22 protein-coding genes are annotated in these 26,518 nt (G+C 43.5%); 20 read left to right on the top strand and 2 right to left on the bottom strand.

What is annotated here, in order from left to right; all coding sequences use genetic code 11:
- The first annotated feature begins 18 nt into the window (after positions 1 to 18).
- The 3 genes from leuD (at position 19) to glpK (ending at position 4,312) form a co-directional block, all read left to right on the top strand.
- On the top strand, positions 19 to 624 hold the full coding sequence (leuD, locus tag AB4140_RS17115; protein WP_102440205.1) for a 3-isopropylmalate dehydratase small subunit: 606 nt from the start codon (positions 19 to 21) through the stop codon (positions 622 to 624).
- Between the two features lie 531 nt (positions 625 to 1,155).
- Complete coding sequence (locus AB4140_RS17120; RefSeq protein WP_372001904.1) at positions 1,156 to 2,505, top strand: outer membrane protein transport protein; 1,350 nt, start codon at positions 1,156 to 1,158, stop codon at positions 2,503 to 2,505.
- 325 nt (positions 2,506 to 2,830) lie between these two features.
- Positions 2,831 to 4,312, top strand: a complete 1,482-nt coding sequence (glpK, locus tag AB4140_RS17125; protein WP_372001905.1) for a glycerol kinase GlpK — start codon at positions 2,831 to 2,833, stop codon at positions 4,310 to 4,312.
- 28 nt (positions 4,313 to 4,340) lie between these two features.
- On the opposite strand, the gene AB4140_RS17130 is transcribed toward glpK, so the two are convergent.
- Positions 4,341 to 4,586 carry a hypothetical protein gene (locus AB4140_RS17130; RefSeq protein WP_372001907.1) on the bottom strand — a complete coding sequence of 82 codons (246 nt, stop codon included), beginning with the start codon at positions 4,584 to 4,586 and terminating at the stop codon, positions 4,341 to 4,343.
- A gap of 543 nt (positions 4,587 to 5,129) precedes the next feature.
- Here AB4140_RS17130 and mraZ point away from each other — a divergent pair.
- The 15 genes from mraZ (at position 5,130) to lpxC (ending at position 22,163) form a co-directional block, all read left to right on the top strand.
- Positions 5,130 to 5,588 carry a division/cell wall cluster transcriptional repressor MraZ gene (gene mraZ, locus AB4140_RS17135; protein ID WP_102440224.1) on the top strand — a complete coding sequence of 153 codons (459 nt, stop codon included), beginning with the start codon at positions 5,130 to 5,132 and terminating at the stop codon, positions 5,586 to 5,588.
- A gap of 22 nt (positions 5,589 to 5,610) precedes the next feature.
- Positions 5,611 to 6,552: a 16S rRNA (cytosine(1402)-N(4))-methyltransferase RsmH gene (rsmH, locus tag AB4140_RS17140; protein WP_102440209.1), complete on the top strand. Its 942-nt coding sequence runs from the start codon at positions 5,611 to 5,613 to the stop codon at positions 6,550 to 6,552.
- A 14-nt stretch (positions 6,553 to 6,566) separates the two neighbouring features.
- Positions 6,567 to 6,881, top strand: coding sequence for a cell division protein FtsL (gene ftsL, locus AB4140_RS17145; RefSeq protein ID WP_102440210.1), 315 nt, complete (start codon positions 6,567 to 6,569; stop codon positions 6,879 to 6,881).
- Positions 6,882 to 6,891: 10 nt separating this feature from the next.
- Entirely contained in the window at positions 6,892 to 8,628 is a 1,737-nt protein-coding gene (locus tag AB4140_RS17150; protein ID WP_102440211.1) for a penicillin-binding protein 2, read from the top strand.
- On the top strand, positions 8,625 to 10,160 hold the full coding sequence (murE, locus tag AB4140_RS17155) for a UDP-N-acetylmuramoyl-L-alanyl-D-glutamate--2,6-diaminopimelate ligase (RefSeq protein ID WP_372001912.1): 1,536 nt from the start codon (positions 8,625 to 8,627) through the stop codon (positions 10,158 to 10,160). The genes AB4140_RS17150 and murE overlap by 4 nt, the downstream gene beginning before the upstream one ends.
- A complete protein-coding gene (gene murF / locus AB4140_RS17160) occupies positions 10,157 to 11,530 on the top strand; it encodes a UDP-N-acetylmuramoyl-tripeptide--D-alanyl-D-alanine ligase (RefSeq protein WP_372001909.1) in 1,374 nt (457 codons plus the stop codon). The genes murE and murF overlap by 4 nt, the downstream gene beginning before the upstream one ends.
- Positions 11,531 to 12,613 carry a phospho-N-acetylmuramoyl-pentapeptide-transferase gene (gene mraY, locus AB4140_RS17165; protein ID WP_102440214.1) on the top strand — a complete coding sequence of 361 codons (1,083 nt, stop codon included), beginning with the start codon at positions 11,531 to 11,533 and terminating at the stop codon, positions 12,611 to 12,613.
- A gap of 6 nt (positions 12,614 to 12,619) precedes the next feature.
- Positions 12,620 to 13,945: a UDP-N-acetylmuramoyl-L-alanine--D-glutamate ligase gene (gene murD, locus AB4140_RS17170; RefSeq protein WP_102440215.1), complete on the top strand. Its 1,326-nt coding sequence runs from the start codon at positions 12,620 to 12,622 to the stop codon at positions 13,943 to 13,945.
- On the top strand, positions 13,932 to 15,146 hold the full coding sequence (gene ftsW, locus AB4140_RS17175; protein ID WP_102440216.1) for a cell division protein FtsW: 1,215 nt from the start codon (positions 13,932 to 13,934) through the stop codon (positions 15,144 to 15,146). The genes murD and ftsW overlap by 14 nt, the downstream gene beginning before the upstream one ends.
- An 8-nt stretch (positions 15,147 to 15,154) precedes the next feature.
- Complete coding sequence (murG, locus tag AB4140_RS17180; protein WP_102440225.1) at positions 15,155 to 16,243, top strand: undecaprenyldiphospho-muramoylpentapeptide beta-N-acetylglucosaminyltransferase; 1,089 nt, start codon at positions 15,155 to 15,157, stop codon at positions 16,241 to 16,243.
- A gap of 1 nt (position 16,244) precedes the next feature.
- Positions 16,245 to 17,711, top strand: coding sequence for a UDP-N-acetylmuramate--L-alanine ligase (murC, locus tag AB4140_RS17185; protein WP_102440217.1), 1,467 nt, complete (start codon positions 16,245 to 16,247; stop codon positions 17,709 to 17,711).
- Between the two features lie 152 nt (positions 17,712 to 17,863).
- Positions 17,864 to 18,592, top strand: a complete 729-nt coding sequence (locus tag AB4140_RS17190; RefSeq protein WP_076538400.1) for a cell division protein FtsQ/DivIB — start codon at positions 17,864 to 17,866, stop codon at positions 18,590 to 18,592.
- Positions 18,592 to 19,827 (top strand): cell division protein FtsA, encoded by a 1,236-nt coding sequence (gene ftsA, locus AB4140_RS17195; RefSeq protein WP_076537973.1) that lies wholly within the window; start codon positions 18,592 to 18,594, stop codon positions 19,825 to 19,827. Before AB4140_RS17190 ends, ftsA begins: the two co-directional genes overlap by 1 nt.
- 26 nt (positions 19,828 to 19,853) lie before the next feature.
- Entirely contained in the window at positions 19,854 to 21,032 is a 1,179-nt protein-coding gene (ftsZ, locus tag AB4140_RS17200; protein ID WP_102440219.1) for a cell division protein FtsZ, read from the top strand.
- 210 nt (positions 21,033 to 21,242) lie between these two features.
- The gene (lpxC, locus tag AB4140_RS17205; RefSeq protein ID WP_076537968.1) at positions 21,243 to 22,163 is read left to right on the top strand and encodes a UDP-3-O-acyl-N-acetylglucosamine deacetylase; all 921 of its coding nucleotides are present in this window, start codon (positions 21,243 to 21,245) and stop codon (positions 22,161 to 22,163) included.
- Positions 22,164 to 22,168: 5 nt separating this feature from the next.
- On the opposite strand, the gene AB4140_RS17210 is transcribed toward lpxC, so the two are convergent.
- Positions 22,169 to 22,621: a DUF721 domain-containing protein gene (locus AB4140_RS17210; protein WP_076537966.1), complete on the bottom strand. Its 453-nt coding sequence runs from the start codon at positions 22,619 to 22,621 to the stop codon at positions 22,169 to 22,171.
- Positions 22,622 to 22,648: 27 nt separating this feature from the next.
- On the opposite strand from AB4140_RS17210, the gene AB4140_RS17215 reads away from it, so the two are divergent.
- Positions 22,649 to 23,548 (top strand): M23 family metallopeptidase, encoded by a 900-nt coding sequence (locus AB4140_RS17215; protein WP_102440220.1) that lies wholly within the window; start codon positions 22,649 to 22,651, stop codon positions 23,546 to 23,548.
- A gap of 58 nt (positions 23,549 to 23,606) precedes the next feature.
- Complete coding sequence (secA, locus tag AB4140_RS17220; protein ID WP_102440221.1) at positions 23,607 to 26,327, top strand: preprotein translocase subunit SecA; 2,721 nt, start codon at positions 23,607 to 23,609, stop codon at positions 26,325 to 26,327.
- Positions 26,328 to 26,518: the final 191 nt, after the last annotated feature.

Consider the following 26,518-nt stretch of genomic DNA (forward strand, 5'->3'; position numbering starts at 1 on the left):
ACCCACTAGGAGAAACAGATGCAAGCTTTTACAGCACATACGGGTTTAGCGGTTGCAATAGATAGCGCAAATATTGATACCGACCAAATTATCCCGAAGCAATTTTTATCAAAAGTCACTCGTGATGGTTTTGGGGTGCACTTATTTCATGATTGGCGTTATTTAGATGACGCGGGCGAGCAGCCTAACCCGACTTTTTCACTTAACTTACCGCGTTATAAAGGCGCGTCTATATTGCTAGCACAAGAAAACTTTGGCTGTGGATCAAGTCGAGAACATGCACCGTGGGCATTAGCTGACTTTGGGCTACGGGTGATTATCGCGCCAAGTTTTGCAGATATTTTTTACGGTAACTCCATTAACAATGGCTTATTACCTGTGAAGTTAACCGCAGCGGAAGTGAGCCAATTAATGGCTGAAGTTGATGCTCAAGAAGGAGCTGAAATCAGTGTTGATTTGCAAGCTCTTACTGTAACGTCACCACAAGGCAGTACATTTAGCTTTTCATTGGCAGAGTCAGCAAGGCACAAGCTGCTTAATGGTTTAGATGCCATCGGCTTAACGCTGGAATTTGCTGCGGCAATTAGCGACTATGAAGCCAATATTCCTGCTTGGCGTGGCTGATGTAAGAGTGACGAGTCAATTGTAAGTTCAACATTGGCGATTAACATTTAAGCTTACACTTGTACCAACGTGGTATTAAATAAAGCCTTCTAGCTAACCCTAGAAGGCTTTTTTATGTGTCTCAACAATAATTTACTATATATCACATTGTATTTATTGGTTTATTTATTCATAAGATTTGGCGGTTTATATCGGTAGTTAAAAAAACTATAAAATTCAGCGCAGGTTTGTGAGTTGTATATTCTTTAGTAAGTTATTGAATATCAATATTAAAAATATTTTGGTTAACTATTTTTAATATGCTTCAGCGAATCAATTAGTGTAATTGACGCTTTTTTCTCGCTTGGTGTGTGATCCTTATCACTTAAAAATATTGCAAACACCGAAAAGGTAGTTATTTCTTCTGTTTTTAGGCATTTAGTTGTAAATATATTCTGCATCAGTACACTTGCCCCGATTTCAAATTGAGCTATTGCTCTAATGATGTAAGAGATTAAGCAAATAATAAATTTGCATACCCGGGGACAAATGATGAAAAAGAAATTATTAACCGTGGCAGTAAGCGCCATGCTTTTAGGGGCAACGACTCAAGTAAGTGCAGCAGGCTTTCAATTAGCTGAATATTCTTCTACAGGTTTAGGCCGTGCTTTTGCTGGTGAAGCTGCGATGGCAGATAATGCTGGCGCCCAAACTAAAAACCCTGCCATGTTGACTTACCTTGAAGGTCGCCAATTATCTGCAGGTGCTATTTATATTATGCCTAATGTCGATGTGCTGGGTGATGTTAATCTTCATTTGAGCGGTGACCCTATCGTGATCCCGAGCAACGCCATTGATTTTGCTGGTGATGCACTTATCCCAAATTTTTATTACTCGAATCAGTTAAACGATAACTGGACGTGGGGCCTGGCTTTTCATTCAAATTACGGTTTAGCGACAGAATTGGATGCAACTCATTCAGCAGCGATATTTGGTGATGATACTGCAATCACCACCGTAGAATTTAACCCAAACATTGGCTATAAAATCAATGATGCGGTTAGCATTGGTGCGGGTCTGCGTATTGTTTACGGTGAAGGTAATGTTGGCGCATCAATGCCAGGTTGGATTGATGGTATTAAAGCTCAGTTGCCTGATTTAGCACCTATGCTTCCGGCTGCTGGCACAAGTCTTAAGTACATGGAAGGTGATGATATTGCCATCGGTTGGAAAATTGGTTCTAGCTGGCAGATTAATGACAAGCACCGTTTAGGTTTTGCTTATCACAGTGGGGTAGAGCTAGAACTGGACGGCCATGCGTCTGGGCTACTTTATGACGGTGGTCAAAATGTTAGTATTGAAGGTTACTTACCGATTGAGATCCCTGCATTTGCAGAGCTTGCATCTCATCACCAATTAACTGAAAACTGGGCCATGCACGCCAGCGTTAACTGGACTCAGTGGAGTGTTTTTGATGAGTTGGTAGCATACTTCCCTGGCGAAACTAAGCCAATTGACTCAACAACGGGTTTACCATTGGAGTCTGATTTAGTTAAAGAAGAAAACTTCAAAGATAACTGGCGCTTTGCACTAGGTACCACTTACCAGCTCAATGACAAGTGGTTAGTTCGTGGCGGTATGGCACTAGATCAAGGTGCTGCGCAAGACGAATACCGTTCAACAACAATCCCAGATTCAGATCGTTTATGGTTTAGTGCCGGTGCGGGTTATCAAGCCAGTAAAAACCTTACGGTTGATTTTGCCATCACTTACATCAAAGGCATTGGTGATGCACCAATTGATGAGACTCAAGACTTATTAGGTTTAGCGTCTGTGAACTACAGCGGTGATGTTGAAGCCGATGTGTGGTTAGCAGGTGTGCAGTTTAGCTACAAAATGTAGTCGACAGTATTATTAATACATTTAAAGCCTCGCAATTGCGGGGCTTTTTGTTATTTGAAAATCATAAGACTAATATCGATACGCCAGCTATATTTGACAAGCCAAAGTATGAAGTAAAGCCATCGTCATATGCTAAGTTATTAGGTGCTTACTGGCTTTACCCCAAAGTGACATAGCATGTCTAGGTAGAATAAACCCTTATAACTGTGATGACAGCACAAGCATTGCAATGTAAAGCATGATAAATCACATAAATAAACGGGTAGTTGATTCACTACTTTCAGTTTATGTGAACAAACTAAAATAAATAATATGAGATAGTGATATGCAAGCTAAGAAATACATTATTGCATTAGATCAAGGCACAACCAGCTCTCGTGCCATTGTATTTGACCATAAAGCCAACATGGTTGCGGTAGCGCAGCGTGAGTTTACCCAGATTTATCCTCAGGCCGGTTGGGTCGAGCATGATCCAATGGAGATTTGGTCATCTCAAAGTTCATCATTGATTGAAGTGCTATCTCGAGCAGCTATTAGCGGTGATGATGTTGCCGCTATGGGCATCACCAACCAACGTGAAACCACCGTAGTGTGGGATAAAAAAACCGGCAAGCCGATTTATAACGCCATTGTGTGGCAGTGTCGTCGCAGCCAAAGTATATGCCAGCAACTCAAAGCCGATGGTTATGAAGCTTATATTAAATCCGCCACAGGCTTGGTGCTCGACCCGTACTTTTCCGCCTCAAAAATCAAGTGGATTCTAGATAATGTTGAAGGTGCAAGAGAAAAGGCCGAGGCCGGTGAGTTGTTATTTGGCACCATAGATACCTGGCTGGTGTGGAAGCTCACAAAAGGCAAAGTACATGTTACTGAACCCACCAACGCCTCACGGACCATGTTGTTTAACATCCATCAGCAGCAGTGGGATGACAAGTTATTAACGGCCTTTGGTATTCCGGCTTCGATGTTACCTGAAGTGAAACCCTCTTGTGCGGTCTACGGTTCAACCAGCATTGTCGGTGGCGATATTACCGTGGCGGGTATGGCAGGGGATCAGCAATCGGCATTATTTGGTCAATTATGTTTTGAACCTGGAATGGCCAAAAATACCTATGGCACAGGCTGTTTTTTACTGATGAACACCGGTGATAAGGCAGTGGTATCGGATCATGGCCTATTAACCACCATTGCTATAGGCGCTGATTTAAAGGTTAACTATGCCCTTGAAGGGGCAGTATTTATGGGCGGCGCGGTGATCCAATGGCTGCGGGACGAAATGGGCTTGATCCAAGATGCTCATGACACTGAATACTTTGCCAATAAAGTGGACGACACCAATGGGGTATATTTAGTACCAGCCTTTGTCGGCTTGGGCGCTCCGTATTGGGAAGCGGATGCCAGAGGCGCGATTGTCGGACTTAGCCGCGGGGTTAATCGTAGCCATATTATTCGCGCAGCGTTAGAAGCCATTGCATATCAAAGCAAGGATTTACTCGAGGCAATGATACAAGACTCAGGGGTCGAACTTAAACAAATCCGCGTTGATGGTGGCGCAGTGGCAAATGAGTTTTTAATGCAGTTCCAAGCCGACATCAGCAATGTTGATGTGATCCGTCCGCAAGTGACTGAAACCACAGCCATGGGAGCAGCCTTTTTAGCAGGTCTTGCGGTTAACTTTTGGCAGTCTACAGAAGAGTTACAAAACATTGCCGTGGCTGATAAGCATTTTTCACCAGCAATGGATGATAGCTGTCGTCAGGATTTGTATCGCGGATGGAAAAAAGCGGTTAGGCAAACAATTGGATAAAGTGTATTTTTAAATCACTGGTAAACGATTAAATTTCAATATCAATATGCTTGAAGTTTGTATCGTCGTTAGTGGGCGGGTTTGCATCATCGGTGTTGTTGGTTTGAGTAAGCTGTTTTCTGGTTAATGGCGCTGGTGGCAATTGTGTTTGCGGCGCTTCATGACTATCAGCACTGATAACGGCTGAGTCAGTGACTTTTTTCACCTCTTTTTTGGGCGTGGTGACTTGTCTAGGTGGTCTGGCAGTGACTGCATAAAGAATATCTAGGTTCATTATTACCTCCTTCAAGGCTGTATTCAGTATATCTTGTTATCGGCCGTTTTGATTGTAAATTGAGCGGCTATTGGTTTGAATATATGACGCCAGCAGTCATCCTTGTTTGAGGATGTTTTAGCGTAAAGGCAATATTAAAAGTTTGGAATTTGCTTAGGTTTAAAAGCGCAAGGCAGCAATAAAATTTGTTGAACTGGTTTTTCTCACATCGTGAGTGAATATTTATTATACAAGATATAACTTTGATACAGTGGGCATTGTCATTTTAAGATGATAATGGTCAATTTTTAGCACATTTTAGTCACATTTTACTCGATAGAGTCGTTGTTATGTGTATGGTTTCGTTCATTTAGCCCCATAAAATCCACTTTCCTCCACCTAGAACAAATTAAATCAAATTTGCTGCGAACCCGCTTCAGAACTGGATTTAATTAATCTTCTCATCCCTTGACAATACTTGTGTTGTGTCCCTAAACTTAAGGGTTGTGGGGAATTGTGGATTTTTGTGGGAATTTTAATAACAAATCATAGGGATTAATGATCGTGTTTCGGGGCGCCAGTGCGATAAATATGGATGCAAAAGGACGGATCGCAATACCAATGCGATACCGAGAATCCTTGCGTGTTGAGCACAGTGGCATTGTCGTCATCACCGTTGATATCCAATCAGCTTGTTTATTGATTTATCCAATCCATGAATGGGAACTGATAGAAGCAAAACTAATGCAGCTGTCAGACACCAATCACATTGAACGATCCATGAAACGAAGATTATTAGGCCACGCTCATGAATGTGAGTTAGATGGTAATGGTCGTGCGCTCGTTCCCCCCGCATTAAGACAATTTGCCAGCCTGCAAAAGAAAACCATGCTGGTGGGTTTGCTGAATAAGTTTGAGTTGTGGGATGAAGCCGCTTGGCAGTTGCAGATGGACGAAAGTCATCAGCTAATTCAAGCAGAAGATCTCACTAGCCATGAAAGATTAGCTAATTTTTCATTATAAATAATTAATTAAGAAGAGTCTGATGAGCCAAGAATTTGCCCATTTATCTGTACTGCTACAAGAAACCGTTGATGGTTTAAATATCCAAGCGGATGGCATCTATATTGATGGCACCTTTGGTCGTGGTGGTCATTCAAGGCATGTGCTGAGTCAGCTCGGTGAAAACGGCCGCTTGATTGCCATCGATAGAGATCCGCAAGCCATTGAAGCGGCTAAACAGTTCGCCGATGATCCTCGCTTTCAAATTGTGCATGGTGGCTTTGGCCAGTTGGCCGAATACGTTACTGAGTTAGGTTTGAAAGGCAAAATCAATGGCGTGTTATTGGATTTAGGCGTGTCTTCACCGCAATTAGATGATGCTGAGCGTGGTTTTAGTTTTTTACGTGATGGTCCATTGGATATGCGTATGGATAACAGCCAGGGTCAAACGGCCGCTCAGTGGTTAGCGAGAGCTGAAATTGAAGATATGGCTTGGGTATTTAAAACCTATGGCGAAGAGAAAAACTCGCGTCACATCGCTCGCTGTATTGCTGCTGATCGAGATGAAAAACCCTTTTTAAGAACCAAAGATTTAGCTGACCTTATTGCCCGAATTACTAAAAATAAAGAGCGTAATAAGCATCCTGCAACGCGGGTGTTCCAGGCGATTAGAATTTATATCAATAGTGAATTAGAGCAAATTGATCAAGCCCTTGAAGGTGCTGTGTCGGTACTGGCCCCAGAAGGGCGTTTATCGGTGATCAGTTTCCATTCATTAGAAGATCGTATGGTGAAGCGCTTTATTCGTCGCCATAGCCAAGGTGAAAGCGTACCTCATGGCTTGCCCATCACTGAAGCTGAAATTAATAAATCTAAAAAGTTAAAAGCCATTGGTAAGGCGATGAAGCCTTCTGATGTCGAAATTGAACAAAACCCACGAGCAAGAAGCTCGGTGTTGCGCGTTGCGCAGCGACTTGATTATTAATTACTGAGGTTATATTGGCACCGTCATCAATCAATTTATCCCGCATTGTGTTAGCCGATATTTGGCAGCACAAGTGGATATTATTGCTGACGCTAATTGTAGTCGGCAATGCGATGAGTGTGGTGTATACCAGCTATGCGACCCGAAAACAGACCTCGCAATTAGATCAGCTATTACAAGAACGTGATCGTTTAGATATTGAATGGCGCAACTTGTTGCTGGAAGAGCAATCTAAGTCAGAACACAGTCGAGTGACAAGGATCGCCACTAAAGATTTAAAAATGGTGCGACCACTACCTAAAGAAGAAGTGGTTATAAGGCTGCAATGAGAAAGGAATAATGAGCAGACAAGCTAAACGTAAATTAAACCCTGAACTGATCCCATGGCGACTATTCGTTGTGGTGGGTTTTGTGCTGCTGCTGTTTACTGCGTTAATTGCCCGTGCCGCCTATATTCAAATTATTGAGCCTGAAAAACTACGTCACGAAAGTGACATGCGCACCTTACGCACCACCAGTAATCAAGTACAGCGCGGCCTAATCACCGACAGAAATGGTGAAATGCTGGCAGTGAGTGTGCCAGTACGAGCTGTGTGGGCTGATCCTAAAATATCCCACGATAAAGATGCATTTAAAGATATGCGCCGCTGGAAAGCGCTGGCAGATATTTTACATGAGCCAGTTGATGAGATTGTGAGTAAGGTGCAGCGCGACCCTAAAAGGCGCTTTATTTACCTTAAGCGTCAAGTGACCCCTGCGGTAGCGGAATACATCAAGCAACTGAAAATTGCTGGCATCTATTTAAAGTCTGAATCACGCCGCTATTATCCCGCAGGTGAAACTGCCGCCCAGCTAGTGGGTTTAACTAATATTGATGATGTAGGCATTGAAGGCATCGAAAGTGCTTACGATAGCTGGCTTACTGGTACCCCTTCAAAACAAAAAGTCCGTAAATCCCGCGATGGTAAAGTAGTACAGCGTTTAGATATGGTGGAAGAAGGCGAGAGCTCAAATGATTTAGTCTTGAGTATCGATCAACGCATTCAGCAGCTAGCTTATCGCGAATTAAAACGCGCCACAGAAATAAACCAAGCCACTTCAGGCTCAGTGGTGGTACTTGATGTACACACCGGCGAAGTACTGGCGATGGTGAATACACCGTCATATAACCCCAATTCTCGAGAAAACTTACAATCTCACCGCATGCGCAACCGCGCCTTAACCGATACTTTTGAGCCGGGCTCCACTGTAAAACCTTTTGTGGTCGCAGCTGCGCTGCAAGCGGGCACTGTTGAACGTGATGATATGATTAACACCTCACCAGGCTGGATGCGTGTTGGTGGCCGTCAAGTGCGTGATACGGTTAATTACGGCAATATGACCTTAGATAAAATCTTGGTTAAGTCTAGTAACGTGGGGATCAGTAAAGTCTCTTTATCGATGCCCGTGCAAGAATTATTGGGGACTTACCAGTCAATGGGCTTGGGTAATTATTCAGGAATTAACTTAGCAGGTGAAAGCGCCGGCCTTATCCATGATCGTCGTCGTTGGTCTGACTTTGAACGCGCGACCTTATCTTATGGCTATGGTTTAACGGCCACCCCACTGCAATTAGCCAGAATGTATGCCACTTTAGGTAGCGGCGGTGTCTTGTATCCAGTATCAATTTTAAAGCTAAAACAAGCACCTAAAGGTGAACAAGTTATTTCACAGCAAGTCGCCCAAGATGTCATGGAAATGATGCTAGGGGTAACTGAACGTGGCGGCACCGCCACCAAAGCCCATATTGATGGTTATCCTATTGCGGGTAAAACGGGTACTAGTCGTAAGTCTGTCGCCGGTGGTTACGGTGATGATTATGTCGCACTGTTTGCCGGGGTTGCGCCAGTGCATAATCCCCGTTTAGCTATTTCTATTGTGGTTAATGAACCCAAAGGCGACCGTTATCACGGTGGCGATGTGGCAGGCCCCGTATTTGCAAAAATTATGTCTGGTGCGTTACAGATGCTGAATGTAGAACCATTAAATGAACAAGAAAAAGTTAAATTGGCCGCCATTGCTAAGAGGGCTGAATAATGCTGCTTAGTGATTTATTAGCACCCTGGTTTCATTATGCTGGCGTTGAGTCAGTGGATACGCTGAGCCTTGATAGCCGCCAAGTATCCCAAGGTGGTTTATTTGTCGCCTTGCCAGGCCACAAGGTTGATGGCCGTAAATTTATCAGTAAAGCCATTGAAAGTGGTGCAGTGGGGGCGTTAATTCATACCGATAACCCTGATGAACATGGTCAAGTTGAATACCAAGATAATGGCGCGGTGCTGATATCGTTTTTTCAATTAACTCGGCAGCTTTCGGCTGTTGCAGCGCAGTTGTATCCGGTTAATCATTCACCAATGGCGATTATTGGGGTTACGGGAACTAATGGTAAAACTTCTGTTAGCCAGCTTATTGCGCAATTGGTATCACTTAAACAGCAAAAAGCTGCAGTCATGGGTACATTGGGCAATGGTGTTTGGGGTCAATTAATCGATAGTGGCAATACCACTGCTGATGCCATTACTTTGATCCGTCAATTACACCAATTTCAAGCCGAACGGGTCAATGTGTGCGCCATTGAAGTCTCCAGTCATGGCTTAGTGCAAGGCCGAGTGGAAGCCGTGCCTTTTGATACTGCTATTTTTACTAATTTAAGTCGTGATCACCTTGATTACCATGGTGATATGGATGCTTATGGCGCAGCTAAAAAGCGTCTGTTCACCTTTTCCTGCGTCAAAAATGGTTTGATTAATCTTGATGATGGTGTTGGTCAGCAATGGTTCGATGAGCTAACAACAGATTCCATCTATGGCTTTAGCATTAGCGCCAATAAAACGGCGCAATTTTATACTGACAATATGCAGTTCAATGATGCTGGTGTGCAGTGTGATTTTGTTTACCCGCACCTGGATAATCACAGCAGCCAAAAAACGACTTTAGCACTACGCGGACGCATTGTTTCGCCTTTATTGGGTGACTTTAACTTAGCAAACCTTGTGGCAGCCCTAAGTGGCTTGTATTTGCAAGGTTATGACATGCAAGAGTTACTTGAATTAGTGCCACTATTAACGCCCGTTGCTGGTCGCATGGAGCGCTTTAATCAGCCAAAGGGGCCCACCTTGGTAGTTGATTATGCCCATACTCCGGATGCTATCGAACAAGCGTTAAAAGCGCTGCGGATTCATTGTAAAGGCAAGCTTTGGTGTGTCTTTGGTTGTGGCGGTGATAGAGATAAAGGCAAGCGGCCTTTAATGGCCCAAGCGGCCGAGCAGTTTGCTGATACTGTGATGGTCACCAGTGACAATGCTCGTAGTGAAAATCCTGCGGCCATTATTGAGGATGTATTAGCGGGTTTGGCATTTCCTGAGCGTGCACTAACACAAGTTGATCGCATTAAAGCAATTAACACCGTGGCTTCACTGGCTCAAACAGGCGATATTGTGTTGCTTGCAGGTAAAGGCCATGAAACCTATCAAGAGGCCAATGGCATCAGAACTGAATATGATGAAAGAGCACTGGCTATCGAACTCACTCAGCCAACGTCTAACATGGCATTAAAGGAGCGCTTATGATTGCCCTGATGCTTTCACAGCTGGCGCAAACCCTTAATGGCAAGCTCGTGGGCGATGACATTTGTATTGATGATGTCAGCAGTGATAGCCGAGCGATGCAAGCCAATACCTTATTTGTGGCGTTAAAAGGCTTACGTTTTGATGGCCATAGCTTTGCAAAAACCGCCATTGATAATGGCGCTAAAGCCTTATTGGTTGAACGTCAGCTTGAGCTTGATATTCCGCAAATTATAGTGGCAAATAGCCAAATAGCCATGGGCGAAATCGGCGCGTTAGTGCGCGCTAAGGTAAACCCTAAAGCCATCGCTTTGACGGGCTCAAATGGCAAAACTACAGTAAAAGAAATGGTGGCAGCTATTTTAAGCCAGCATCATAGCGTGCTTTATACCGCCGGTAATTTTAATAATGAAATCGGGGTACCGTTAACCTTATTGCGATTAACCCAAGAGCATGAATATGGCGTTTTTGAACTGGGCGCCAATCATCAAGGCGAGATTAACTATACTTCATCTTTGGTGATGCCTCAGGTGGCGCTGGTAAATAATATCGGCCATGCACACCTAGAAGGTTTTGGTTCAATTGAAGGCGTGGCTCACGCCAAGTCGGAAATCTTTAACCACCTCAGCGCAGATGGCACCGCCATTATCAATGCCGATGATGACTTTGCTGAGTTTATGGCGCAAAAATCAGCCGCATTTAAGCAGCTGCGTTTTTCTAAAGTAGCCACCACAGATGCAGATATTAAAGCATTAGCGCTTAAAGCTGATGCAAGTGGTTGTTATGCCTTTAATTTAGAAGTTTCTGGCCAGTCCCATTTTGTGCAGCTTCCTTTAGCAGGAGAGCACCAGGTCAGTAATGCTTTAGCTGCCAGCGCCATTTGTACTGCATTAGGCGTCGCCCTCAAAGATATTATTAACGGGCTTTCAAGCCTAACGCCAGTAAAAGGGCGAATGGTGCCGCACAAGCTGGGGCGTATTTTACTGGTTGATGATAGTTACAATGCCAACCCAACATCAGTGGACGCTGCGATTAACTGGTTAAAACAAACTCGAGGTTTTCGATGTTTAGTGCTGGGAGATTTGGGTGAATTGGGCGACAATAGCGCCCTTTTGCATGCCGAGGTCGGCCAACAAGCCAAATCAGCGGGTATTGATGCCTTGTTTTGTTGCGGACAGCTAAGCGCTGAAACCAGCAAAGCCTTTGGTTCTGAACACTTTAGTGATTCAAAATCCGTCGCGCAGGCAATGATTAAAAAAGTAAATCAGTTATCGGGTGAGGTAACTATTTTAGTTAAAGGTTCACGAAGCGCAGCAATGGAAACTGTAGTCGAAGTGTTGTTGGATGCCAATGGGCGTGGGGAGTTTGTGTAGATGCTGGCTTATTTAGCTGAGTATTTAACCCAATTTTATAGCGGGTTTAATGTTTTTTCATATGTAACGTTTAGAGCGATCTTAGGTTTGATGACAGGGCTTATTTTCAGCTTGTGGTTTGGTCCTAAATTGATCGAACGTTTGCAGTTATTACAAATTGGCCAAGTGGTCAGAAATGACGGCCCAGAGTCACATTTTAGTAAGCGTGGCACCCCTACAATGGGTGGTTTGCTGATCTTGGCAGGCATATTTGTCAGTGTTTTATTATGGGGTGATTTATCAAATCGATATGTCATCGTCATGCTATTTGTATTAGGTACTTTTGGCGCGATTGGTTTCTTAGATGATTATTTGAAAGTGGTAAAAAAAGACTCTAAAGGTCTGATTGCTCGCTGGAAATATGCATCGCAATCCATAGCGGCATTAGCGGTAGCCATCTATTTATATAGCTCGGCAACGCTGCCGGGTGAAACCCAGCTAGTGGTGCCATTTTTAAAAGATGTGATGCCGCAACTTGGACTGCTTTATATTGTTCTTGCGTACTTCACCATAGTGGGTGCCAGTAACGCGGTTAACTTAACCGATGGTCTTGATGGTTTAGCTATCATGCCAACTGTTATGGTAGCAGCTGCATTTGCATTGATTGCCTATTTATCAGGTCATGCACAGTTTGCGAGTTATTTACATATTCCACACTTGCCGGATGCTGGTGAACTAGTGATTGTATGTACCGCGATAGTCGGGGCTGGTTTAGGGTTTTTATGGTTTAACACCTACCCAGCGCAAGTGTTTATGGGTGATGTAGGCTCATTAGCATTAGGTGCAGGATTGGGCGCCATTGCAGTGTTAGTCCGCCAAGAAGTGTTATTGGTGATTATGGGCGGCGTTTTTGTGATGGAAACGGTGTCGGTGATTTTACAGGTGGGTTCATATAAATTGCGCGGTCAGCGGATTTTTAGAATGGCACCTATTCACCACCATTACGAATTAAAAGGTTGGCCGGAGCCAAGAGTGATTGTGCGCTTTTGGATTATTTCACTATTCCTAGTCATGCTAGGGCTGGCAACGCTTAAGTTAAGGTAGTTAGCAATGCAAACATGCTATTCACACATCGTATTGGGATTAGGCGCAACAGGTATTTCTGTTGTGCGCTACTTAATGTCCCAAGGTATTACCCCACTGGTGATGGATAGCCGCAGAACGCCGCCTGGAAGCGATACTCTGGCAGCAGAGTTCCCTGAGGTTGAACTAATTACTGGTGGCTTTATGTGCCGCTCTTTAGTGCAGGCGCAGCAAATTATTGTCAGTCCAGGCATCGCTATTGATACGCCGGAAATTCGCGCGGCGATGGACATGGGTATTGAAGTGATTGGCGATGTGGAGCTGTTTGCCCGTGCGGTTGCTGAAAAGTCACCTTGCGTGGTAGCGATTACTGGCTCAAACGGTAAAACCACTGTGACTACCTTGGTTTACGACATATTAAAAGCAGCCGGTAAAAAGGTCGCTGTTGGCGGCAATATTGGTATTCCAGTATTAGATTTACTGGCAACCGATGCGGATATTTTTGTATTGGAGCTATCTAGCTTTCAGCTGGAAACCACTTTTAGCTTAAATTGTGTGGCGGCAACCTGCCTTAATATTAGTGAAGATCATATGGATAGATATCATGATCTGCATGCTTATAGAGAAGCTAAGTTACGCTTATATCCACAAAGCCGCTTTGTGATGTTTAACCGTGATGACCCACTGACATTTCCTGATGAGCCAACAAACCAAAATACCTTTGGTTTAGGTGTACCTGAAGGCGATGCTTGGGGGATTGCTGATGGCAAGATTTTCCACGGTGAAAGTGAAATTATGAATCTGCATGAGGTCAGTTTAATCGGCAGTCATAATCACGCCAATTTACTTGCTGCTATGGCACTAACCGATGCTTGCGGTATTGATAAAAAGTTTATGACCGAGGTTGCCAGCAACTTTAAAGGTCTTGAACATCGTTGTGAAATGGCGGGTATTAAGCAAGGCGTTACCTATATAAATGACTCTAAGGCGACTAATGTTGGTGCAACTGTAGCGGCATTAAATGGCTTAAGTGATCATTTAGGTGACTTAGTACTGATTGCTGGCGGAGACGGTAAAGGCTCAGACTTTAAAGAGCTGAGGGAGTCGCTCAATAACGTCACTCAATTAATTACCTTTGGTAAAGATGGTGCAAAAATCGCAGCTTTAAAGGCTGATAGTATTCAGGTCAGCGATCTTGCTGCAGCGGTCAATAAAGCCGTAGAAATAACGTTCTCAGGCGATATCGTATTGTTGTCACCAGCTTGTGCGAGTACTGATATGTACAAAAACTTTATGGAACGCGGCAATGACTTTAAGCAATTAGTGGAGCAAATTGCCGATGGCGAAGGCTGAGCAGCAACTTAGCTTATTCCAACAAGTCCTCAAGCGGCCGTGGCCTAATATCTTGTCTGAGAGTGGGCCTAGTGAGCAGCTATATGACCGCAGTTTATTGGTTGCGGTAATGGGCTTGATTGCATTTGGTTTTGTGATGGTGATGTCTGCCTCAATGCCAGAAGCGCAAAAACTGACAGATAACCCATTTCATTTTATTTATCGTCATGTGGCGTATTTAATGGGTTGTGGCGTGATTGCTTACGCTGTGCTCAATATAGAAATGAAAACCTGGGAACGCTATAGCGCGTATTTGGTGCTGGCTGTGTTACTGATGCTGGTTGCAGTCTTGATTGTCGGAACCACAGTTAATGGCGCGACGCGCTGGTTAAGTGTTGGACCGGTGCGAATTCAAGTGGCTGAAATCGCAAAGTTTGTGTTTATTGTTTACATGGCGGGATATTTAGTCCGTCGTCATGGTGAATTAAGGGAGAACAGTAGGGGTTTTATTAAGCCTATTATCGTATTTACCTTATTCGCAGTATTGATTTTAGCGCAACCAGATTTAGGTACCGTAGTGGTATTGTTCGTCTGCACTGTAAGTCTGTTATTTCTTGCTGGTGCACGGATTTTAGACTTTTTAGTGTTGATGTTTTTTGGTATTGGCTCGTTTATCTTTTTGGTGATTTTTGAGCCTTACCGGATGCGGCGGGTAACCTCATTTATGGACCCGTGGGAAGACCCATTTGGTAGCGGATATCAGTTGACTCAGTCATTAATGGCTTATGGCCGTGGTGACTTATTCGGTCAAGGTTTAGGTAATAGTATTCAAAAATTATCTTACCTGCCTGAAGCGCATACCGACTTTATCTTTGCCGTGATTGGTGAAGAGTTAGGCTTCGTAGGTATTGTTTGTGTATTAACAGTATTGTTTTTTGTGGCATTTAGAGCCATTCGATTGGGCAATTTATGTTTGAGTATTCAACGCCCGTTTGAAAGTTATTTAGCCTACGGTATTGGTATTTGGATTTGTTTCCAAACAGTGGTTAACGTTGGCGCCAGTATCGGTATGTTACCGACTAAAGGCTTGACGTTACCTTTTATTAGTTATGGTGGCAGTAGTTTGTGGGTGATGACAGCGGCAGCGATGTTATTGATCCGCATCGACCATGAACGGCGAATAAGTTTGATTCAAGCGGTGCAAGGGAGAGTAAAAAAATGAGCCCTAATATGACCAACGCACCGAAATTATTGGTAATGGCGGGCGGTACAGGTGGACATGTGTTCCCTGCATTAGCGGTAGCTAAAGCGTTAGCAGATAAAGGTTGGCAAGTTCGTTGGTTAGGGACGGCCGACAGAATGGAGGCAAGGTTAGTGCCTCAGCATGGGTTTGATATTGAGTTTATCGATATTAAAGGGGTGCGAGGCAATGGCATTATTCGAAAATTAGCCGCGCCTTTTAAAATTTTACGTTCAATCATTCAGGCAAAAGCCTTTATTAATGAATATAAGCCCGATGTTATTTTAGGCATGGGTGGCTTTGCCAGTGGCCCTGGCGGGGTTGCGGCTAAATTATCAGGCATTCCACTGGTGCTGCATGAGCAAAATGCCATCCCAGGAATGACCAACAAGTTGTTATCTAAGATTGCCAGCAAAGTATTGTGTGCATTTCCCAATACATTTTTGCCCGCAGTTAAAGCGGAGGTGGTCGGTAACCCTATTCGTCAAGAGTTGCTTGAGTTAGGACAAAGCGCCAAATTTGCTGAAGATGAAGCCTTAAAAGTATTAGTGGTGGGCGGCAGTTTAGGCGCCAAAATTTTTAACGATGTTATGCCAGCTGTTGTGGCGCATATTAGCCTGCATCATTCGGTGACCGTTTGGCATCAGGTGGGCAAAGGCAATGAAGCGAAAGTAAAAGCGCTTTATCAAGATAAAGGTCAAGCTGCTAGCGTCAATGTAGCTGAGTTTATTGATGATATGGAAGCGGCTTATCGCTGGGCAGATGTGGTTGTTTGCCGTTCTGGTGCATTAACCGTATCAGAGCTGGCAGCCGTAGGACGCGGCAGTATCTTGGTGCCTTATCCACATGCTGTGGATGATCACCAAACTAAAAATGCTTCAGTATTAGTTGAAGCAGGAGCGGCATTTTTATTACCGCAAACCATATTAAATGCAGATAATTTAGCTGAGAAGTTAACCCTCTTTGCTGAAAACCGACAAGTTGTTTCACAGATGGCACATCAAGCCAGAAGTGTTGCTGTATTAGATGCAACCCAACGAGTCGCGAGTATTTGTGCTGAATTAGCACGAAAGGATTGACATGACCAAGACAGAAAAGTACGCCCAATTACGCACCATGATCCCAGAAATGCGACGGATTAAGAAAATCCATTTCGTCGGTATTGGCGGTGCTGGTATGGGTGGAATTGCAGAAGTATTAGTGAATGAAGGCTACCACATCAGTGGATCTGACATCGCTGAAAACACAGTGACACAAAGGTTAGCCAGTTTAGGCGCTAAGATTATTATTGGCCATCAGGCGCAAAGCGTGGTTGATGTGGATGTGGTGGTCGTGTCAACGGCTATTAACAACGAGAACCCAGAAATCATTGAAGCGAAGCAGCGCCGCATTCCTATAGTGCGCCGTGCTGAAATGCTTGCTGAGTTAATGCGTTATCGCCATGGTGTAGCCATTGCAGGCACGCACGGTAAAACCACTACAACTAGCTTAATTGCCAGTGTTTATGGCCAAGCTGAGCGCGATCCGACATTTGTGATTGGCGGCTTATTAAATAGTGCTGGTACTAATGCGCGTTTAGGCACTAGTCGTTATTTGATTGCAGAAGCCGATGAAAGTGATGCCAGCTTTCTGCATTTGCAGCCAATGGTGAGTGTGGTTACCAATATTGAAGCTGATCATATGGATACCTATGGCGGCGATTTTGAAAAATTGAAAACAACCTTTGTCGACTTTTTACATAACCTGCCTTTTTATGGTGTTGCGGTGATGTGTATTGATGATGAAGTGATCCAAGAGATTATGCCAAGAGTTGGCCGTCAGGTTGTGACTTACGGTTTCAGTGAGCAAGCAGATGTACAGGCGCTTAACTTTAAGCAAGTTGGTCATCAAAGCCAATTTAGCGTGCGCCGTAAAAACCGTGATGATTTAGATATCGTGTTAAATCTACCTGGCGAACACAATGTACTTAATGCGCTTGCTGCTATTGCAGTGGCATCAGAAGATGAAATAGATGATGAAGCGATTGTAACAGCCCTTGCTGACTTTGAAGGCATTGGGAGACGTTTTCAGCATCTTGGCGAGTTTGATACCGCTAATGGCAAGGTGATGCTAGTTGATGATTACGGTCATCACCCAAGTGAAGTATTGGCAACGATTAAAGCCGCTAGAGCAGGTTGGCCAGATAAGCGTTTAGTGATGGCCTATCAGCCTCATCGTTACAGCCGTACTCGCGACTTATATGATGACTTTATCGAGGTGCTGTCACAGGTAGATGGACTGCTATTACTGGATGTCTATGCCGCTGGCGAAAGTGTCATTCCTGGTGCAGATGGACGCGCTTTATGTCGCTCTATCCGTTTAAGAGGTCAAGTGGAACCGATATTTGTGGCTTCACCTGAGCTATTAACCGATGTATTGCCTGACGTATTGCAAGAGGGTGATTTATTGCTAACCCAAGGTGCAGGTAATATCGGCGCTTTGTCCAAATTGCTAGCTACAACCAATTTAGGTTTTGATAATTTAAACAATGCTAAAAGTGGTGAGTAATTTTTGCACTATAAATGATTGTAAAATAGATACTTTATTACAATCGGTATGCTAGATATAATGGTGAATTGGCCAATGAAAGTGACATTGTACATTGTGGAGTTACAGTAACCGTGGCGTGGAGTGATAAAGCCCGTCAGTTACGAAGCCATTTGAGTGAAATCAACTGGTACTTGTATACCGGGTTATTGTTTTTGCTCATGGTGTTAATGACCATTGTCTGGGCCAGTTTAAAGTTAAATACGCTGCTTAATGATGCAGATGCCTTGCCCATTGAGGCCGTAGCAATTCACGGCGAGCGTTTATATACCAGTGACGCAGATATTCAAGCGGCGCTACAGGCCTTGATGCAGAGCAGCTTTTTTAGTGCCGATGTGGTTGAAGTGCAGCACGCTTTAGAGGCTTTACCTTGGGTATATCGCGCCTCAGTCAGACGCGAATGGCCAGCTAAGTTGAAAGTGAACTTGCAAGAGCAACAAGCGGTAGCGCATTGGAATGGCAATGATTGGCTTAATGTGGACGGTGAAGCGTTTAAAGCCCAGGCCCATCCCATGATTAATGCCTTGCCTATGTTGTCAGGTCCTGAGGATATGTCAGCTGAAGTGTTAACTAGCTATCAGCAATTAGCAGATTTATTAAGTATTAATGGCTTTACCTTAGCAAGTTTAAGTTTAAGCCCACGCCATGCTTGGCATGCAACATTAGATAACGGCATTCTTCTTGAATTAGGTCGAGAAGATAAGATGTCTAGAATACAAAGATTTATAAATGTTTACCCTGAAATAATACAAAATAAAAAGCCAATAGCGACAATTGATTTGCGCTATGACACAGGTGTCGCAGTTGGCTGGGATGATACTAAAACAGAGAGTCGACATTAATGACCAAGAATCAGGAAAGAAATCTTATCGTAGGCTTAGATATCGGTACATCTAAGGTCGCAGTTATTATTGGCGAAGTACTGCCAGATGGCGAGATAAGCGTGGTTGGTTTAGGTAATCACCCTTCTCGTGGTATGGACAAGGGCGGCGTAAATGATCTGGATTCGATTGTAAGAAGTGTACAACGTGCATTAGACCAAGCTGAATTGATGGCCGATTGCCAAGTATCATCAGTGTATTTAAGTATTTCAGGTAAACATATCGCCTGCCAAAACGAAAACGGCATGGTGTCAATTAATGACGAAGAAGTTACCCAAGAAGATGTGGACAATGTCATCCATACAGCTCGTTCGGTGAAAATCCCGACAGAGCGAAGAATTTTGCATGTGTTACCACAGGAATACTCAATTGACGTTCAAGACGGGATAAAAAGCCCAATTGGTATGTCGGGTATGCGAATGGAAGCCAAAGCGCACATCGTTACTTGTGCTAACGACATGGCGAAAAATATTACTAAGAGCGTTGAGCGCTGCGGCCTAACTGTTGATGACTTGGTGTTTGCAGGTATTGCATCAGCTGACTCAGTGCTGACCAATGATGAAAAAGATTTAGGCGTGTGTATTGTTGATATCGGTGGTGGCACCACAGATATTGCGGTTTATACCAACGGTGCACTAAGGCATTGCGCAGTGATATCAGTCGCAGGCAATCAAGTCAGTAGTGACATAGCTAAAATATTTAGAACACCGCTGACCCATGCAGAGCAAATCAAAGTACAGTTTGCCAGCGCCAGAAGCGCTATGGTTAGTCGCGAAGATAGCATTGAAGTCCCCTCAGTTGGTGGCAGACCTTCTCGCAGTATGTCACGTCATACGTTAGCAGAGGTTGTCGAGCCAAGGTATCAAGAGCTATTTGAATTAGTGCTTAAAGAATTAACTGACAGTGGTTTAGAAGATCAAATTGCTGCAGGGATCGTGTTAACAGGCGGTACATCAATGATTACCGGCGCGGTGGATATTGCTGAAGCAACATTTGGCATGCCAGTAAGGGTTGCATCACCGCTACCAGTTAAAGGATTAAATGAATATGTAGATCAACCTATTTACGCTACAGGAATAGGTTTGCTTCATTACGGCGCCAGACGCGTAATCGAACGTCAGTTCGAACGTCCTGAACGTCAAGGGGTTACCAGTCTTTTGAATCGGGTCAAAAGCTGGTTTAAGGGTGAATTTTAATAACGCAGACAAACGGAGATCAGACTATGTTTGAGATCATGGACACTCATAACGACGAAGCGGTGATTAAAGTCATCGGCGTCGGTGGTGGCGGCGGTAACGCAGTCGAACATATGGTAAAGCACAGCATCGAAGGTGTTGAATTTATCGTAACTAACACGGATGCTCAGGCATTACGTAAGTCAGGTGCTGGTTCAACTATTCAATTGGGGCGTGATGTCACCAAAGGTTTAGGTGCTGGAGCAAACCCTGATGTTGGTCGTCAAGCGGCAGAAGAAGATAAAGAAAACATTCGTGCAGCAATCAAAGGATCTGACATGATCTTTATTGCCGCAGGTATGGGCGGTGGTACCGGTACTGGTGCAGCCCCTGTTGTGGCTGAAATTGCCCGTGAAGAAGGCATTTTAACCGTTGCTGTAGTCACAAAGCCTTTTCCATTTGAAGGCAAAAAACGCATGTTATTTGCTGAGCAAGGTATTGCAGAGCTGGCAAAGCATGTTGATTCATTGATTACTATACCTAACGAAAAGTTATTGAAAGTATTGGGCCGTGGTACATCATTATTAGATGCATTTGCTGCAGCTAATAACGTATTGCTAGGCGCAGTGCAGGGTATTGCTGAGTTAATTACTCGTCCTGGTTTAATCAACGTGGATTTCGCCGACGTTAAAACGGTTATGTCTGAAATGGGTAATGCCATGATGGGTACAGGCGTTGCAACTGGTGATGATCGCGCTGAAGAAGCGGCAGAAGCTGCTGTGGCTAGTCCATTACTAGAAGATATTGATCTTGCTGGCGCTCGTGGCGTATTGGTGAATATCACCGCTGGTTTAGATATCAGTATTGAAGAGCTAGAAACAGTGGGTAACCACGTTAAAGCTTATGCATCTGATAACGCAACAGTAGTAGTCGGTGCAGTAATTGATCCTGAAATGAGCGAAGAGCTACGCGTAACTGTAGTTGCTACAGGTATCGGCGCAGAGAAAAAGCCTGATATTCAATTAGTGACAAAACCAGTTTCACGCCCAGAGCCTGCACCAATTGAAGTTAAAGCTGAGCCAGTTGAAGAGCAAGTTGCGGCAACAAATTATGTTGCACCAACAGGTAATGCTGTTCCTGCTCAGCAACCAGTAGCACAGCCAACAGCTCGCGCAGATGGTGACTATTTAGATATCCCAGCATTTTTACGTAAACAAGCTGATTAATTACAGTTTGGTAGTAAAGTTAGAATGTTGAATGCATAAGATGTTGATAAAATGTTGCTTGTGTAAGTAGAGGCGTATTAAAAACCACTAAATGGTACTTTTTTTGTGAAAAGGCAATTTTATGGTAGTATACCGCCTCAGCTTGCTGGGTAAACTCAGTATATATAGCGCATGAATGTTTATTTTAAAGTGATTAAAACGGGTAACTGAATGATTTTTCAAAGAACTGTTCAAAAGATGGTGAAGAGTACTGGTGTCGGGCTTCATTCCGGCAACAAGGTCACTCTGTGCATTATGCCCGCACCTGTCAATACTGGTATCGTACTTCGTCGTACAGATTTAAGCCCTGCAGTGGAAATTCCTGCTAAGGCTCATCTTGTGCGTGAAACAACTATGTGTACTGCATTAGTTAATGATGAAGGTGTTCGCATTTCAACTATCGAACATTTATTTGCAGCACTTGCAGGCCTTGGCATTGATAACGCAGTTATTGAAGTTGATGCTCCTGAAATCCCGATTATGGATGGCAGTGCAAGTCCGTTTGTTTTTTTACTGCAAAGTGCAGGTATTAAAGAGCAAGCAGTCGCTAAAAAATATATCAAAATCAATAAAACTGTGCGTGTTGAAGACGGCGATAAATGGGCAGAGTTAAAGCCATTTAAAGGCTTTAGAGTGGATTTTAAAATCGACTTTAATCACCCAGAAATCTCTCGTAGTCAACAGCATATGGTTATGGATTTTTCAACATCTGCATTTGTGAAAGATATCAGCCGTGCAAGAACATTTGGTTTTATGCGAGATATTGAATATCTTCGAGCCAATAACTTAGCACTGGGTGGCAGCATGGAAAATGCCGTCGTGCTTGATGAATATCGTGTCCTTAACCCTGATGGTCTGCGTTATGAGGACGAATTTGTTAAGCACAAAATTCTTGATGCTTTTGGTGATTTATATGTCGCAGGGCATGCCATTGTTGGTGAGTTCTGTGCGTATAAAACGGGTCATGCTTTAAATAACCAATTGGTTAGAGCGTTATTAGCCCAACAAGAAGCGTGGGAGTTAGTCAGCTTTGAAAATGAAGTCGATGTACCGTTAAGCTTTATGGTACCCGGCGCAGCGTCTTTCGCATAATATAGTTAAGATTGCCTATTACGGCTGGCCAATGCAGCCAGCCGTTTTAGTTTTTCACCTAGTGACCCTTCAACATGATCAGCCAACGTTTGTAAATGTTCTGCCGCGACAGGGCTAATAGTTGCGTAATTAGTTGAGGTTTTGCTTGGTGATATTGCTAACCCTGGGTTAACTTTAACCTCTATAGCGGTAAGCATTGGAAGGGTTTCTTCCTTAAGTTGTTGCAGTAATTTGGTCTTTTGGAAGTTTATTCTAGCAGCCCAAGCAGCCGATGTAGTTTCAATTACAAGAACACCCTGCCGAAGATTAGCGACTTTAAGCTGTTCAACAACAGGACCTGTTAAACTCTGCTTTACGTAATTATTAAGTTGATTTAATAGTTCTGCTTTTTCAGCCAATGCCGGTAATTGTCCAGATTGATGTAGTAAGCTACTGAGATCTTGCGGGGGCTTTTTCATATGATAATAAGATGGCTGAGTTAGGCTATGAGTGTAACAGTTTTTATCCAAGGTCGAAACGGAGTAACTCGCTGGCATCCTAGCAAGCGTTGGTTACTTCTACCTATCCTATTAGTTGTAGCGGGAACCGGCATCTATCAACAAAGTGCCGATCGTTTTGCTGAGCAACAAACCAAAGTTGATGAAAATAAAAAGTTGCGCGAGCAACAAAAGCAGCAAGTCATTAGCCTCAAACAAGCAACAGAAACCCAATTAGCCACATTGGTGACTCATGTCGCCTCTATGCAAGCAAAAATTACCCGCCTCGAAGCCCTCGGTCAGCAAGTTGCTGAAAATAATTTACTCGAAGATCAATTCGACTTTGCCACAGAAGTGGGTGTCGGAGGATTGAGTGAAATAGGCACAGGCGTGGAAATAAACCAACTGTTAAATGATATGACCCAGTTGGTATCAAGAATTGATAATAATAATGTTCAGCTGTCTCTACTTGAAACAGTGTCAACTAATCTCCATATAGATGAAGAACGTTATATATCAGGGCGGCCAATCGTAAAAGGTTGGTTATCTTCGCCCTACGGTTTACGGAATGACCCTTTTAATGGTCGTAGAACAATGCATAAAGGTATTGATTTTGCGGGCACTGAAGGCGGCGATGTTATTGCAACTGCTGCAGGTGTAGTAACGTGGTCTGGAAATATGCTTGGATATGGTGGGTTAGTCGAAATTGATCATGGAAATGGTCTTCGAACCCGCTATGGACACAACAAATCTATGTCAGTAAACCTAGGTGACGTCGTTGCCAAAGGCGATAAAATTGCCAGTATGGGAAGCACAGGCCGTTCAACTGGTCCCCACGTGCATTACGAAGTTTTGCGAAACGGACAGCAAATAGATCCAAGAAAGTTCGTCTATCGCAAAGCGAGTTAATAACATTTTCGGTTAAGTCGCTCATTTGAGCTCAACCTACAAGAGATAAGTGATTAAGATGTTAGGCAAATTACTGACAAAAGTATTCGGCAGTCGTAACGACCGTACCTTGAAAGGTTTAGGTAAAGTTGTAACTAAAATTAATGCATTAGAAGCTGAATATGAAAAGCTGACAGATGAACAACTAAAAGCAAAAACAGACGAGTTCCGTCAGCGTATTGAAAATGGTGAAACCTTAGATGCGCTTATGGCAGAAGTATTTGCCACAGTGCGTGAAGCATCTAAACGTGTTTTCGAAATGCGCCACTTCGATGTGCAATTACTCGGTGGTATGGTACTTGATAGTAACCGCATCGCTGAAATGAGAACCGGTGAAGGTAAAACCTTAACCGCAACTCTGCCAGCATATTTAAATGGTATTACCGGTAAAGGCGTCCACGTCATTACCGTGAATGATTACCTTGCGCGTCGTGATGCGGAAAATAACCGTCCATTATTTGAATTCCTAGGGCTTAGCGTTGGTATTAACGTGGCAGGCCTTGGTCAAGCAGAAAAGAAAGAAGCGTATAACTCTGATATTACCTACGGAACTAACAACGAGTTTGGTTTCGATTACCTGCGTGACAACATGGCGTTCTCTCCTCAAGAGCGAGTTCAACGTCCGCTGCATTACGCACTGATTGATGAAGTTGATTCAATCTTAATTGATGAAGCGCGTACACCATTGATTATCTCTGGTGCAGCAGAAAATAGCTCTGAGCTATATATCAAAGTAAACACCCTTATTCCTAACCTTATCGTTCAAGAGAAAGAAGATACAGAAGATGAGATTGGTGAAGGTGATTTCAGTATCGATGAAAAAGCCAAACAAGTTCATTTTACAGAGCGTGGCCAAGAAAAAGTTGAATTACTGTTAGTTGAGCTAGGTGTGCTCAATGAAGGTGATTCACTGTATTCAGCAGCTAACATCTCATTACTGCATCACGTAAATGCAGCATTAAGAGCGCATACCTTATTTGAACGTGATGTTGATTACATTGTTCAAGACGGTGAAGTGATTATTGTTGATGAACATACTGGCCGTACCATGCCAGGTCGTCGCTGGTCAGAAGGTTTACATCAAGCTGTTGAAGCAAAAGAAGCAGTCAACATTCAAAATGAAAACCAAACATTAGCGTCAATCACATTCCAGAACTACTTCCGTCAATATGAGAAGCTAGCAGGGATGACAGGTACAGCTGACACTGAAGCATTCGAGTTCCAACATATTTATGGACTTGATACCGTCGTGGTACCAACTAATAAGCCAATGGTACGTAATGATATGCCTGATTTGGTTTATCTTACAGCAACAGAAAAATACAATGCCATCATTGAAGACATTAAAGGTTGTCGCGAACGTGGTCAGCCTGTGCTTGTGGGTACGGTATCAATCGAGCAATCAGAATTATTAGCGACCTTATTAAAGCAAGCTAAGATCCCACATTCAGTATTGAACGCCAAGTTCCATGAAAAAGAAGCAGACATTGTTGCTCAAGCAGGTAGCGCTGGAGTAGTGACTATCGCAACTAACATGGCCGGTCGTGGTACCGATATCGTGTTAGGTGGCAACTGGAAAGTTGAAGTTGATGCATTAAAGGATCCAACTGAAGATCAAATCGCTCGCATTAAAGCAGAATGGCAAGTTCGTCATGATGCAGTTATTGCTTCGGGTGGTTTACACATTTTAGGCACCGAGCGTCACGAGTCACGTCGTATCGATAATCAGCTTCGTGGTCGTGCAGGCCGTCAAGGTGATGCGGGTTCATCGCGCTTTTATCTTTCAATGGAAGATAGCTTAATGCGTATCTTCGCATCTGAAAAAGTATCTGGCATGATGAAAAAACTGGGTATGGAAGAAGGCGAAGCCATCGAACATCCTTGGGTATCTCGTGCAATTGAAAATGCGCAACGTAAAGTAGAAGCGCGTAACTTCGATATTCGTAAGCAATTACTTGAATATGATGATGTCGCTAACGATCAACGCCAAGTTGTTTATTCTCAGCGCAATGAGTTAATGGACGCAGAAAGCATTGAAGACACCATTTCAAATATTGAACAAGATGTCGTTAGTGGTGTGATTGATCAATATATTCCACAGCAGTCTGTAGAAGAATTGTGGGACGTACCAGGTCTAGAGCAGCGTCTTGCCCAAGAGTTTGGTCTTCAACTAACCATTCAACAATGGTTAGATACAGAAGATGACCTTCACGAAGAAACTTTACGTGAGCGTATTGTATCAAGCTGGAGCGAAGCATATAAAGCTAAAGAGCAGATGGTTGGTGAGCAAGTGCTACGTCAGTTCGAAAAAGCAGTCATGCTACAAACATTAGATGGTCTGTGGAAAGAGCATTTAGCAGCAATGGATCACTTGCGCCAAGGTATTCATTTACGTGGTTACGCACAAAAGAATCCAAAGCAAGAGTATAAACGTGAATCATTTGAGTTATTCCAACAAATGTTGGAGTCACTAAAACACGATGTCATCAGTGTACTCTCTAAGGTACAGGTTCAAGCACAATCAGATGTTGATGATATGGAGCAGCGTCGTCGTGACGAAGAAGCCAAGATCCAACGCGAATACCAGCATGCAGCATCAGAATCGCTAACAGAGAATAAAGAAGCTGAAGCAGCAACGCCAAGAACTGTGATTAGAGACGGTGAGAAAGTTGGCCGTAATGACCCTTGTCCATGTGGCTCAGGTAAGAAGTACAAGCAGTGTCACGGTAAACTGACCTAAAACACCGCAATATTTAATAATTTAAAAGGCAGCTATTTTTAGCTGCCTTTTTTGTACCTAATAAATAGTATAAAAAACAGTCGTCTCAAGTGTTTTTGTGGATAACACTGGGGGTAAAATCTGGGTAACGTGTGATTAATAAAAAAGATCGCAAATAATGCGAAAAACTTTTAAAAAGCCCTTGCACCAAT

This window comes from Shewanella sp. 10N.286.51.B2, from assembly GCF_041469265.1.
Taxonomy (GTDB): domain Bacteria; phylum Pseudomonadota; class Gammaproteobacteria; order Enterobacterales; family Shewanellaceae; genus Shewanella.